This window comes from Neorhizobium puerariae (assembly GCF_042429745.1).
In the GTDB taxonomy this organism is placed as follows: domain Bacteria; phylum Pseudomonadota; class Alphaproteobacteria; order Rhizobiales; family Rhizobiaceae; genus Neorhizobium; species Neorhizobium puerariae.
Window position 1 is genome coordinate 47945 of record NZ_JBHMAA010000077.1, and the last position, 12675, is coordinate 60619.

Consider the following 12675-nt stretch of genomic DNA (forward strand, 5'->3'; position numbering starts at 1 on the left):
TTAACTCCCTCAGGCGTTCTTCCTGCATGCCTCTGCGACGGCATCGAAGAATGCATCGATCATTCCAAGGTCCTTGACGCCCGGCGCGCTTTCCACACCGGACGAAGCATCAATACCGCTTGCCCGCGTCGAAGCGAGCGCAACAGCGACATTGTCCTTGTTCAATCCCCCGGAAAGCATGTAATCCACGCCTTCGTCAAGGGAAGCCATCAGGCTCCAATCGAAGGACACCCCGTTGCCGCCCGGCAGTTCGGAACCGGCAGGCGCCTTGGCATCGAACAGGAAACGGTCGGCTACACCAATATAGGGGTCGACACGATCGAGATCGCCGGCTTCCCGCACCGAAAACACCTTCATGACCGGCAGGCCATAAAGCGCCTTCACATGCAGGATGCGTTCGGGGCTTTCGTTGCCATGAAGCTGCAGGATATCCGGCCGAAGCAGCGAGACGATGTCATCGAGCTCCTCGTCATCCGCATTCACCGTCACGGCGACGATCTTCACGCGGCCCCGGACGCGGTCGGCAAGCTCGCCGGCGGCATCCGGCGCTATATTGCGCGGGCTTTTTGGGAAAAAGATGAAGCCGACATGCGTGGCGCCCCGCGCAACGGCGCGATCGACAGCCTCGGGGGTCTTCAGCCCACAAATCTTGACATCGGGTTTCATGACGTGCGGAGTGGCACGAAATCTTGCCGGAGTCGAGGCAAATCACACCTCTTTGATCAAACTCGAATAGGGGATCACCCAAAATCAATGGCATGAAGCTGCGAGCCGTGCTGCTTCAGCCATTTGCGGGCCTCTTCCATGCGCGGGCAAAGCTCCTTGCAGAGCGCCCAGAACCTCGGCCCATGGTTCATCTCCCTGAGATGCGCCACCTCATGGGCGGCGAGGTAATCAACCACCACGGCCGGCGCCATGACGATGCGCCAGGAAAAGCTCAGGTTTCCATCCCATGAGCAGGAGCCCCAGCGGCTGCGGGTATCCTTCATCGTGATCGAGGCGACGGGTTTGCGGATCGCCGCCGCATGCCGGGCAACCAGGATTTCCAGATCCCTGCGTGCTTCCTTTTTGAAGAAAGCCGAAAGCCGGCGCCCGATATGATCTTCCAGGCCGCTCACCTTCAGCACCGGTTCACCATCGACCATCACCGCTTCGGTGAGGCCGCGCAAGCTTCCGGTATGTTCGATGCGATGCGGAATGCCTCGAAACGGTATGTAGCCGCCATGACGGACGGGGTTCTCGGTGGAGAATTTCGCGAGCTTGGTGAGCAGCCATCCCTGATGGCGATCAAGAAAATCATCGATCTCACGATGCCGCAGGCCCGCCGGCACTGTGAGATTGAGCGCGCGGCCACCCGGCTCTATCCGCAACGTTATGCGCGTCGCACGATGGTTTTCCTTGATCGTCAGCGGCATCGCCCGATCGCCGACGTGAAGGGTGCGCTTGACCGTTTCGAGCGGCCTCGACTTCAATCGGACAGGCTTTTTCAGAAGCGCGAACATTCTTTCCTTTTAGCCGATTCCCTCGCATAAAAAAGCCGGCGCACCATGACGCCGGCTGCATCCTGTTTCACGTGAATCCCGAGTCCGTCAGAGATCCACGACCGGGCTCTGGCCGGAGGAGCGGTTCTTGCGCTCGCGCATGAAGCGGTCGAATTCTTCCTGGTCCTTGGCGCGGCGAAGCTGGCGGACGTAGTTGTCGAATTCCTCACGCATTTCATCGAGTTTGCGGCGTTCTTCCTCAAGGCGCTCAAGCTCGGTCTTGCGCCAGTCGTCGAATGCCACGTTGCCCGTGGAAAAATGCGTGTTGTAGCGACGGCTTGCCCGGCGGCAACCGGCGAACATGCGGTCAGCGCGATCGTTCGCATCGCGCTTGAAGCCGCGGAGCTTCTCTCCGAAGAGGATATAGGCAAGCATGGCCAGGCCCAGAGGCCAGAAGACCACGAAACCGAGCACCATGAGAGCGATGGTGGCCGGCGTCCAATCCGGACGAATCAATGCTGACTGGTTCATAGGTCACACCCGATAGTTTCAGCGGGTGGCCCATATGCCAGCCCGACTGCATCCGATTTGGTGAGCCCATGATCCGCCTTCAAGAAGACGGATCATTAAATCAAAGAAGATGCTGAAATATAAGCCGGAAATCCACGGTAAGGCCGTTTCAGCCAGCCTTCCCACCGTTTATGACGCGCTTGACGGGGGTCTTCCCGGCAGGCGCCCTCGCGTGCTTGCGGATAAACTCGACGATACGCGGTGCAATCTCGCGACGGAAACGCGAACCGTTGAACACACCGTAGTGGCCGACATCCGGTTGCATATAGTGCATGCGCATGTCCGGCGGGATATTAGGGCAGATCGTCTGGGCTGCCTTCGTCTGTCCGAGACCGGAGATGTCGTCGTTCTCACCCTCGATCGTCAGCAGCGCGACGTTGCGGATCGCCTTGGTATCGACAGGCGTCATCCGGTGCATCATCTCGCCTTTCGGCAGAGAATGCCGGATGAAGACGGTATCGACCGTCTGGAGGTAGAATTCCTCCGTCAGGTCCATGACCGCCAGATATTCATCGTAGAAATCCCGGTGCTTCTCGGCCGATTCACCATCGTTCTTGACGAGGTGCTCGAAGAACTCCTTGTGCGCCATCAGGTGACGATCGAGGTTCATCGACATGAAACCCGACAACTGGAGGAAGCCCGGGTAGACGCGCCGCATGAAGCCCGGCTGCGGCCAGGGCACGTTCATTATGACATTGTCCCGGAACCATTCGAGCGGATGTTCTTCCGCGAGCTTGTTGACCGCTGTCGGGTTGATGCGGGTGTCGATCGGTCCGCCCATGAGCGTCATCGATGCAGGCATCATCGAATCCCTTTGGGATTCCATCACCGCAGCGGCGGCCAGTACCGGCACCGACGGCTGGCAGACGCCGATCACATGCGTGCCGGGACCGATGACGTGCAGCATCTCGACGATATAGTCGATGTAATCATCAAGGTCGAAACGACCCTCGACGATCGGCACCATGCGGGCATCGATCCAGTCCGTGATATAGACATCCGCATGCGGCAGGAGCGCCTCGACAGTGCCGCGCAGAAGCGTGGCGTAGTGGCCGGACATCGGCGCGACAACCAGGATCTTCTGATCTTCCGCCCTGCCTGCCGGCAAGTCGCGCCGGAAATGCAGGAGGTTGCAGAAGGGTTTTGCCCAGACGATCTCTTCCGTTACCGGAACGGCTCGCCCGTCGACGGCGGTCCCGCCGAGCCCGAAGGCGGGCTTGCCATACCTGCGGGTCACGCGCTCGAAAACTTCGAGACTGGCGGAAACCGCCCGCCCGGCCGTGGTCTGAGACAGCGGATTGAGCGGATTGTCATAAAAGAAACGCATGGCATCGGCCGCGGCGCGGAACGGCGCCATGGCGGCATGGTTCATCTCGTAAAGCTGGTAGAACATGGATGTGCCACCTCTCGTGACTTCCGACAGCGCGTTCGACAGGTGTGTCGAACCGAGCGGTTCAGCAGTGGGGTCGGGATAAACTAGCAGTTTTTTATTGCGGCGCAACATCAGGAAGGGCTACCGGTGGGATTTTGCCAATCGACAGGGCAATATTGCGGATCATCCGCGGATGGTTCACTCGCGGTCCAGAATGGCAGACAAGGCTTAAAGTTCCGTCCTCCAAGACTGGTAAAGGACTCGTGTCTGCCAAAAACACGAGTCCTTCGATCACTTAAACGTCAGCGACAAACGTCTGCTTCTGGGTGCCCAGGCCATCGATCCCGAGTTCGACGACCTCGCCCGCCTTGAGGAAGCGCGGCGGTTTCATGCCAAGGCCGACACCGGGCGGCGTGCCGGTGGAAATGATGTCGCCCGGGTGCAGCGACATGAACTGGCTCAGATAAGAGACGAGATAACGAACGCCGTAAACCATCGTCCGGGTCGAGCCGTTCTGCATGGTTTCGCCGTTGACTTTCAGCCACATGCCGAGATTCTGCGGGTCTGCGACCTCATCCTTGGTGACGAGCCAGGGGCCGATCGGCCCGAAAGTATCGCAGGACTTGCCCTTGGTCCACTGGCCGGAACGTTCCGCCTGGAAGGCCCGCTCGGACACGTCGTTCGTCAGGCAATAACCGGCGACATAATCAAGAGCATCTGCTTCGGAAACGTATTTCGCGGTCTTGCCGATGACCACGCCGAGTTCGACTTCCCAATCGGTCTTCACGGAGCCACGCGGAATGACAACATCGTCGTTCGGACCGACAATGGCCGACGTCGCCTTCATGAAGATGATCGGTTCGGGCGGAACGGTCGCGCCAGTTTCGGCGGCATGGTCGGAATAGTTGAGGCCGATGCAGATGAACTTGCCCGTGCCCGCAACACAGGCACCGATGCGGGCCGGCTGCAGTTCCGGCAGGCTTTCGGGATCGATGGAAGCGATCTTCGCAAGACCATCAGGCGAAATCGCAGCGCCAGCGATATCCGTCACATGACCGGAGAGATCGCGAATCTTGCCCTTGCTGTCGAGAATCGCCGGCTTTTCCTGGCCCGGCGCACCAACGCGCATCAGTTTCAACAGATGTCCTCCAACTTTGGTCGGACAGGTTTATGAAACATGTGTGATGGCTTGTCACCCCTGTTTCGCAACAGCAAACGACCCGTTGCCAAGCATGCCGTTCGACCTATTCTCTTTCCTCTGTCCAATCCGGACGTCGTAACTTCAGAGGAAACCATGACCAGCAGCAATACCCGCGCATCGGAATTTCCGGTCGATACCTTTTTTCTGGACCGCTGGTCGCCACGCGCCTTCACCGACGAGACGATCACCCGGGAGACCGTACTGACGATCCTCGATGCCGCCCATTGGGCTCCTTCCTCCGGCAACAACCAGCCCTGGCGCTTCGTCTACGGCCTGCGCGGCACGCCTTTCTTTCCGGTTCTCGTCGATATCCTCTCACCCGGAAACCAGCGCTGGGCGAAGAATGCGGCGGCACTGATCATCATGATCTCCAAGACCTATCGCGTCGCCAGCGACGGGGAGCGGCGACTTGCCTATACCCATTCCTTCGATACGGGTGCCGCCTGGTTCTCGATCGCGGCCCAGGCGATGAAGCTCCGTTATCACGCCCATGGCATGGAAGGCCTCGACCGTGACAAGGCGGTCGAAGTGCTCGGCATTCCAGAGGGCTATCGGGTGGAGGCGGCAGCGGCGATCGGCCGGATCGCCGACAGGAGCACATTGCCGGAGGACCTGCGCGAACGGGAATTCCCCAGCAAGCGTAAGCCGGTCTCGGAAATCGCCTTCGAAGGGAAATTCACCGGGGAGCCATGAACGCGGAGACACAATCCGCAGGCCATCCGATGTGTTTCACGTGAATCCGCTTATCCACAGAAAAGATTCACGTGAAACATTTTTAGCTTCGCCGGTCAGATGTCGAGATTGGCGACGCTTAGCGCATTTTCCTGAATGAAGTCGCGCCGCGGCTCGACCTCGTCACCCATGAGGCGGGAGAAAAGACCGTCGGCGTCAGTCGCGTCGTTAACCTTGACCTGCAGCAGCGAACGGACATTCGGGTCGAGCGTCGTTTCCCACAGCTGCTCGGCATTCATCTCGCCAAGGCCCTTGTAGCGCTGCATCGAGAGACCCTTGCGGCCGGCGGCGAAGATGGAGTCGAGAAGAGCACGCGGGCCGGAAATCTCCTGCTCGCCGTCCTTGCGGGCAAGAACCGGCGGCGTACGATAGATTTCCTGCAGCCGGACCGTCATCTGGTCGATATGCCGCGCATCGGCCGAGCCGATCAGCGCCATGTCGAGCGCCGCGACCTCCTTGACACCGCGCACCATGCGCTCGAAGCGCAGACCACCCTCGCCGGTCACATGGCCGGACCAGCCACGTTCGGTTTCCTCAGCGATCATGTCGAGCCGACGGGCGACTTCGTCCGCCGTCTGCTGGGCGCGTTCGCGATTGTCCGTGAGTTCCGGGTTGAGCGCGCCGGCGATCGCCGCCTGTTCGATGATCGACCGATTGTAACGGGAATGCAGACCATCGACCAGAGAACGAAGGCGCAATGCATCCTGGATGACTTCGCGCAGGTCCTGGCCGGCGCGGACTTCGCCGGAACCAAGCCTGAGCGTCGCTTCCTCCAGGCCCATGCTGATCAGGTATTCCTCCAGCGCCTTCTCGTCCTTCAGGTACTGGATCGACTTGCCGCGCGTCACCTTGTAGAGCGGCGGCTGCGCGATGTAGATGTGGCCGCGTTCGATCAGGTCCGGCATCTGGCGGAAGAAGAAGGTCAGCAGCAGCGTGCGGATGTGGGCGCCGTCGACGTCGGCGTCGGTCATGATGATGATCTTGTGATAGCGCAGCTTGTCGGCATTGAACTCGTCCTTGCCGATCGACGTGCCCAGCGCGGTGATCAGCGTGCCGATTTCCTGGCTCGACAGCATCTTGTCGAAACGGGCGCGCTCGACGTTCAGGATCTTGCCGCGCAGCGGCAGAATCGCCTGGTTCTCGCGCGAGCGTCCCTGCTTGGCGGAGCCGCCAGCGGAATCGCCCTCGACCAGGAAAAGCTCGGACTTAGCCGGATCGCGCTCGGAGCAATCGGCAAGCTTGCCGGGCAGCGAAGCTATATCGAGCACGCCCTTGCGCCGCGTCAGCTCCCGCGCCTTGCGCGCCGCTTCACGGGCGACAGCGGCCTCGACCACCTTGCCCACGAGAATCTTGGCTTCCGTCGGATGTTCTTCGAACCAGGTGCTCAGCGCCTCGTTCACAAGGCTTTCGACCACGGGGCGGACTTCCGAGGAAACAAGCTTGTCCTTGGTCTGCGACGAGAATTTCGGGTCCGGCACCTTGACCGACAGGACAGCCGTCAGGCCCTCGCGGCAATCTTCGCCCTGCAGCGTGACCTTTTCCTTCTTGGTGATGCCGGAGCTATCCGCATAGGACGTCACCTGGCGCGTCAGGGCACCCCGGAAACCAGCCATATGCGTGCCGCCGTCACGCTGCGGAATGTTGTTGGTGAAGCAGAGCACGTTCTCGTGGTAACTGTCATTCCACCACATGGCCACCTCGACGGTGATGCCGTCCTTTTCACCCTTGATGGCAACGGGTTTGTCGACAAGCGGCTTCTTGGAACGGTCGAGATAACGGACGAAGGCCTCAAGGCCCCCGTCATAGATCATCTCTTCCTCCTTGATATCCGGCTTACGCTTGTCCGTGAGCCGGATTCTGACGCCCGAATTAAGGAAGGCCAGTTCACGCAGGCGATGTTCCAGCGTGCCGTAGTCGTACTCGGTCATTGTGAAGGTTTGCGGGCTGGCAAGAAAGGTGACCTCGGTGCCCGAACGGCCCTCGTAGTCTTCGACGACCTTCAGCGGCGCATCGGCCACACCATGGGTGAAGGAAATCTCGTGGACCTTGCCGCTGCGCCGGATACGCAGCTTCAACCAAACGGAAAGAGCATTGACGACCGAAACGCCCACGCCATGCAGACCCCCGGAAACCTTGTAGGAATTCTGGTCGAATTTGCCGCCCGCATGGAGCTGCGTCATGATGACCTCGGCGGCCGAGACGCCCTCTCCACTATGAATGGCGGTCGGGATGCCGCGGCCATTGTCCGTTACCGTCACGGAGCCATCCGGATTGAGCGTCACGGTCACCAGATCCGCATGGCCCGCCAGTGCCTCGTCGATCGCGTTGTCCACGACCTCATAGACCATATGATGAAGGCCGGAACCGTCGTCGGTGTCGCCGATATACATGCCGGGACGCTTGCGAACGGCATCGAGGCCTTTCAGAACCTTGATCGAATCGGCACCATATTCGGCACTCGCGTCATTCGCGCTGACGGGTGTATCGGTCATCAAGTATCTTCCAATTCGTTTGAGAGCGGCGAGCGAATCACCAACTGTTCCACCCACGAAATATAGGAAAATCGGGGCGGTTTCTAAAGGTTTGGCGGCGCGAAAGCCGTGGATGCACCCCTAAATCAGCCGCTGGAACGGGCTTTTTTCAGGCGCTGGTCGAATTCTTCTATCATGTCCGGCGGCAGAGTGCGAATCTGTTGCGCCAGACGGTTGGCAAAGGCTGTGTAGGAGGCCGGCAGACCTGTGGTATCCAGCACGACCCTGGGATGAGAAGCCTCGGCGATGCGAAAAAGCTCTTCCGCCTCGTCCCAGATGACGTTGAAGTAACCGGCGATCCGCTGCAGAAGCTCGAAGGTCGGACGGCCGCGGCGTCCATGCTCCAGCGCCGAGAGATAAGCGGGCGTAACACCGATCGCCTCGGCCAGCGTGCGCTGGGTCACACCCTTGCGCCGACGTAGTTCGCGCATGGCATCGCCGAAGGGCGTCATTCCCAATCTCCTCCCGTGCGACTGCGGGCAAGCCGCACATACATGGCGCCCTCGCCGCCATGATGACGCGCCGCCCACTCGTAGGACGAAATCAGGAAGCGGAACTCCGCCTTCGAAAACCAGAGCGGCACGGCACGGCGCAGCGCTCCCTCGCTACCCATGGAACTCCCTTTTCCGGTGATGACAAGGACATGGCGAAGGCCGCGCTCGTGAGCCTTCAGCAGGAAATCCAGCAAAAGGTCATGGGCCTCGCCCTGGAAGAGGCCATGGAGATCGAGCCGCGCTTCGATCGCAAGACGCCCTTTAGCCAGCTTCTTCTTCACCGGCTTTTCCAGGGGATGATGCATCCCGCCTGCCCGCTTCTGCTTCGCAGCGGCGATTTCGCTGCCCTGCGTTCCGGAGGCTGGTGCTGGCTTCGGCTTGGCGGCTTCTTCCGCGACGAGCCTCGCCGCCTCTTCCTCCTCGAATTCAAGGATTTCCTTCATGCGGCCCGGCAGCGCCCGGGTGGATTTGGCCACCTTGCCCCAGAGTATCCGCTCTTCCGGATCGAGTTTCCGCCCGCCTCTCATCCGCCATACCTGACAGAAGCCGCATTGGGAATCAGGATATGGAAATCCGCATCATGACGCACCGTGCCCGCCAGTTCACCCGCCTCGAAACCGGAGCCGGTAAATATATCGCCACGGGCAGGCCCGATGATCGCCGATCCCGTATCGAGGGCCAGCATCAGCCGCCCGAAGGGCCTTCCGCCATCCAGATGGGTGAGGCTCTCGGACCGGATGAAGAAGGGGAAACCGAACGTATGGACCTGCCTGTCGACCGCAAGCGAACGGCCGGCAATCAGCGGCACTTTCGCGGCGGCCACCGGCCCCAGTGACGGATCGGAAACGTCAGCCTCCCGGAAAAATATATAGGAGCGATTATGCCAGAGCACCTCATCGACCTTAGCCGGATTCCGAGCGAGCCAGGCCCGGATGCTCTGCATGGAGATCCTTGCCGGATCGATCTCGCCGCGGTCGATCAGAAGCCTGCCAACGGGGGAAAAAGGATGTCCGGCCTTGGCGGCATAGGTGATGCGCCTGATCTGTCCATCGGGATACCTCAGCCGCGCTGTGCCTTGCACATGGGCAAAGAAGACATCGACTTTCGATCTGGCCCAGGCGATTTCGAGACTACGGCCTTCCAGGAAACCGCGATCGATCTCGCCGCGATCCGGGTAGGGCACAATACCTTCCGGCGTCCTCCGGCCGAACATGTAGCCGGAATCCATACCTGTCGGGCGACTCATCTCATCAAGGTCGACCAGATCATCCGGGCGGTAATAAAAAGGATGCGCCCAGGTTTCATCCCGGATTTCGGAGACTTCCACTTCCGGCTCGTAAAAGGCCGTTACGAAGCCACGCTTGCCATCGGAACGGGAAATCAGGAACGGCGTGCAATGGGTTTCGAAAAAGGCGCGGGCCGAAGCGGCATCCCGTGGACCTTCGCCGGCCTTTTCCATCAACGCCTCCAGATCATGAGCCGTCAGGCCGAACGACCCGGTGCGATAGGGCTTGACGTTGCGAATATGATCAAGACACGCCCGCATGCCGGCAAAGAGCAGGGTCGGGTCATCTTCCTCCCACCCCGCCAGATCGGAAAAGAAAACGGCCCGGACCGTATAATCCGCGGAATTGCCCGTCATTGCTCTGATTCGGTCGCCACGAGCTTCCAGTTCGGGTCGCGAGAGCGGATGTCGCGTGCGAAGGTCCAGATATCCGTCACTTCGGCGACGGTTTCCTGATCGCCTTCGATCAGAGTGCCGGCCTTGTCATAAGTGGCGGAAATCAACTGGCTGACAATGCGAACCGTGACCTGCGCCTCGGAGTCCTTGACGGCCGCCTGTGTGATATCCGATTTGTCGATGCCGACAAAAGTGGACTTCACCAGCTCGCCCCTGGCTTCCCGTTCGGAAATAGCGGTGTCGAATCCGTCGTATACCTCTTTCGAGAGCAGGCCTTTCAACGTCTTGCGATCACCATCCGCAAAAGCCATGACGATCATCTCATAGGCCATGCGGGCGCCATTCAGGAACTCGCGCGGCCGGAAGGAGGGATCGGCCTTCAGCACTTCGCGAAGTGCGGCATTCAACGGCGTATCGGGCTTGGCCACGGCATCGATATCGGCATAACGCTGCTCGTCGTCCTGCGATTCACGGCGCGGCAACGTGACGACCTTGCTATCGTCGCCGTTCGGATTCTTCGCGACATCGCGCGGGCTGTACGGATCGAACGGCGGCTTCTCGTTTCCCGTCCGCCGACCGAGCACACTGCGCAGTTGCAGGAAGATCAGAACAGCGGCGACAAGGAAAAAGAGTGTTATAAAGTCGTTGGAGCCCATCTTAACCCGCAATTGCCGTTTAAATGTTTGGTGCACTTTCTCATATAGTCCGCATCCGCCGATCATTCAAATAGCGAAGACGTCAGTGCGAGAGCGCTGTCGGGCCATCAATAACAGGGAACAACATGCGTTTCTCTCTCGTGCCGCTCTTTCTCGTCGCCTGGCCGCTGGCAGAAATCGCCGGTTTTGTGCTGGTCGGCCGTGCGATCGGCCTTTGGGCGACGCTCGGGCTGGTGATCGGCACGGCGATCCTTGGCGCCGTTCTGCTCCGGACCCAGGGCATGCACATGTTGCGGCAGGTCTCCACGGAGGGCCGCGAAGGCCGGATGCCCGGGCGGGCACTCATCGACGGCGCTATGATCGTGGTCGCCGGCATCCTGCTTCTCCTGCCCGGCTTCCTCACCGACATCGTTGGACTGGCGCTTTTCATTCCTTTCGTGCGCAATCTCATCTGGTCGCTGGTCGGCCGCCGCATCGTTGTGGTCGGTTCATCCAACAGCACGCGCTATCGCTACGAAAGCGGAAAGCCCTCTCCCAATGACAGGAAGTCCGGCCCGGTGGTCGACCTCGACGAAGAGGATTTCCATCGCAATCCCAACCCGTCTTCACCCTGGGCTGGGCCAAAAGGCAAAGAACCTTGAGCGACGCCGCAAGTTTGCCAGGGTTGTAAGCCATATTACAAGATGTTAGAGGGCCTCAACGCTCTAAAGCCTCGAGGAAGTCCCATGGCAGACGAAAACAACCAGGCCGCCCAGCCGTCCATCAACATTCTGGCACAATACACCAAGGATCTCTCCTTCGAGAACCCGGGTGCGCCCCGCTCCCTGCAGGCTCGCGACAAGGCGCCAAGCATCAACATCAATGTGAATGTCAACGCCAATCCGCTTTCCGAAGTGGATTTCGATGTCGTGTTGACGCTGAACGCCGAAGCCAAGGAAGGCGACAAGGTGGTTTTCGCCGCCGAACTCGTTTACGGCGGCGTTTTCCGCGTCACCGGTTTCCCGCAGGAGCACATGCTGCCGCTGCTGTTCATCGAATGCCCGCGGCTGCTTTTCCCCTTTGCCCGCCAGATTATTGCGGATGTAACCCGCAACGGTGGTTTCCCGCCCTTGATGATCGACCCGATCGACTTTGCGCAGATGTTTACGCAGCGCATGGCCGAAGAACAGGCGCGCTCCAAGGTTCAGGCGCTCAACAGCTAAGAGTTGTTCCAGATACGATCCAGGAAAGCCGGGCCAAGCCCGGCTTTTTTATTCGGCCGTACGATATTTCAGCCAGAGGGCCTTGTCCTTGAGGGATGCGACCATCGCGCCATGGGCTTCGATCTCGGCTTCCGTCAACCGGGCCGGCAGAGGCCTCGGGCGGCTGGTGGCGGTGATCACCACTTCCTCGACCTCGATCACCGTCGTCGACTGTTCGGCTCCGCTCAGGCCGAGGGCCGCCTGACGGCCGCCGGTCATCTCGATATAGACTTCCGCCAGAAGTTCGGAATCGAGAAGCGCGCCGTGCTTGGTACGATGGGCATTGTCGATGCCATAACGACGGCAGAGCGCATCGAGCGAATTCGGCCCCATCGGATGTTTGCGACGCGCCATGGCCAGCGTATCGACGACCCGGTCCATCTGCACCGGCGGAAGTCCGATCCGAGCGAATTCCGCATTGATGAAACCGATATCGAAGGTAGCGTTGTGGGCGATCCACTTCGCGCCGTCGAAGAACTCTACGATCTTCTGGGCCACGTCCCCGAAGCCCGGCTTGTCCTTCAGGAATTCATCGGTGATGCCGTGGACGGCAAGCGCATCCGGATGAACCTTGCGATCGCCCGGATTGATATAGAGATGCAGCGTCTTGCCGGTCGGAAAATTGTTGATCAACTCGACCCCGCCGATTTCGATCACCCGATCGAACTTCGATTCGAGGCCGGTGGTTTCCGTATCGAAAATGATCTCGCGCATGT

Annotated in this window: 14 protein-coding genes; 3 read left to right on the forward strand and 11 right to left on the reverse strand. The window is 60.0% G+C overall.

All coding sequences use genetic code 11. The features are described 5' to 3' along the window. Positions 1–9 precede the first annotated feature (9 nt). The 5 genes from ACFFP0_RS31230 to ACFFP0_RS31250 all read right to left on the reverse strand — a co-directional run bounded on the left by ACFFP0_RS31230 (position 10) and on the right by ACFFP0_RS31250 (position 4561). The gene (locus ACFFP0_RS31230; protein WP_377266128.1) at positions 10–666 is read right to left on the reverse strand and encodes a phosphoribosylanthranilate isomerase; all 657 of its coding nucleotides are present in this window, start codon (positions 664–666) and stop codon (positions 10–12) included. Between the two features lie 74 nt (positions 667–740). Beyond that, a complete protein-coding gene (locus ACFFP0_RS31235) occupies positions 741–1502 on the reverse strand; it encodes a M48 family metallopeptidase (protein WP_377266129.1) in 762 nt (253 codons plus the stop codon). 87 nt (positions 1503–1589) lie between these two features. Then, complete coding sequence (locus tag ACFFP0_RS31240; protein WP_377266130.1) at positions 1590–2012, reverse strand: DUF2852 domain-containing protein; 423 nt, start codon at positions 2010–2012, stop codon at positions 1590–1592. Between the two features lie 148 nt (positions 2013–2160). Continuing rightward, positions 2161–3444, reverse strand: coding sequence for a polyhydroxyalkanoate depolymerase (locus ACFFP0_RS31245; protein ID WP_377266131.1), 1284 nt, complete (start codon positions 3442–3444; stop codon positions 2161–2163). 274 nt (positions 3445–3718) lie between these two features. Beyond that, positions 3719–4561, reverse strand: coding sequence for a fumarylacetoacetate hydrolase family protein (locus tag ACFFP0_RS31250; RefSeq protein ID WP_377266132.1), 843 nt, complete (start codon positions 4559–4561; stop codon positions 3719–3721). Between the two features lie 156 nt (positions 4562–4717). Here ACFFP0_RS31250 and ACFFP0_RS31255 point away from each other — a divergent pair, with 156 nt between their 5' ends. Further along, positions 4718–5317 (forward strand): nitroreductase family protein, encoded by a 600-nt coding sequence (locus ACFFP0_RS31255; protein ID WP_377266133.1) that lies wholly within the window; start codon positions 4718–4720, stop codon positions 5315–5317. A 95-nt stretch (positions 5318–5412) separates the two neighbouring features. Here the strand turns inward: ACFFP0_RS31255 and gyrB are convergent, their stop codons facing one another. The 5 genes from gyrB to ACFFP0_RS31280 form a co-directional block, all read right to left on the reverse strand. Further along, the gene (gene gyrB, locus ACFFP0_RS31260; RefSeq protein ID WP_377266134.1) at positions 5413–7848 is read right to left on the reverse strand and encodes a DNA topoisomerase (ATP-hydrolyzing) subunit B; all 2436 of its coding nucleotides are present in this window, start codon (positions 7846–7848) and stop codon (positions 5413–5415) included. Between the two features lie 125 nt (positions 7849–7973). Next, the gene (locus ACFFP0_RS31265; RefSeq protein ID WP_377266135.1) at positions 7974–8339 is read right to left on the reverse strand and encodes a helix-turn-helix domain-containing protein; all 366 of its coding nucleotides are present in this window, start codon (positions 8337–8339) and stop codon (positions 7974–7976) included. Beyond that, positions 8336–8908: a Smr/MutS family protein gene (locus tag ACFFP0_RS31270; protein ID WP_377266136.1), complete on the reverse strand. Its 573-nt coding sequence runs from the start codon at positions 8906–8908 to the stop codon at positions 8336–8338. The genes ACFFP0_RS31265 and ACFFP0_RS31270 overlap by 4 nt, the downstream gene beginning before the upstream one ends. After that, positions 8905–10023: a murein transglycosylase A gene (gene mltA, locus ACFFP0_RS31275; protein ID WP_377266137.1), complete on the reverse strand. Its 1119-nt coding sequence runs from the start codon at positions 10021–10023 to the stop codon at positions 8905–8907. Before mltA ends, ACFFP0_RS31270 begins: the two co-directional genes overlap by 4 nt. After that, positions 10020–10718: a Tim44/TimA family putative adaptor protein gene (locus ACFFP0_RS31280; RefSeq protein WP_377266286.1), complete on the reverse strand. Its 699-nt coding sequence runs from the start codon at positions 10716–10718 to the stop codon at positions 10020–10022. The genes mltA and ACFFP0_RS31280 overlap by 4 nt, the downstream gene beginning before the upstream one ends. Before the next feature lie 125 nt (positions 10719–10843). On the opposite strand from ACFFP0_RS31280, the gene ACFFP0_RS31285 reads away from it, so the two are divergent. Next, positions 10844–11359 carry an FxsA family protein gene (locus tag ACFFP0_RS31285; protein ID WP_377266138.1) on the forward strand — a complete coding sequence of 172 codons (516 nt, stop codon included), beginning with the start codon at positions 10844–10846 and terminating at the stop codon, positions 11357–11359. A gap of 84 nt (positions 11360–11443) precedes the next feature. Further along, positions 11444–11920 (forward strand): protein-export chaperone SecB, encoded by a 477-nt coding sequence (gene secB / locus ACFFP0_RS31290; RefSeq protein WP_377266139.1) that lies wholly within the window; start codon positions 11444–11446, stop codon positions 11918–11920. Positions 11921–11968: 48 nt separating this feature from the next. Here secB and dnaQ read toward each other — a convergent pair whose 3' ends face one another. After that, positions 11969–12673, reverse strand: a complete 705-nt coding sequence (gene dnaQ / locus ACFFP0_RS31295) for a DNA polymerase III subunit epsilon (RefSeq protein ID WP_377266140.1) — start codon at positions 12671–12673, stop codon at positions 11969–11971. Positions 12674–12675: the final 2 nt, after the last annotated feature.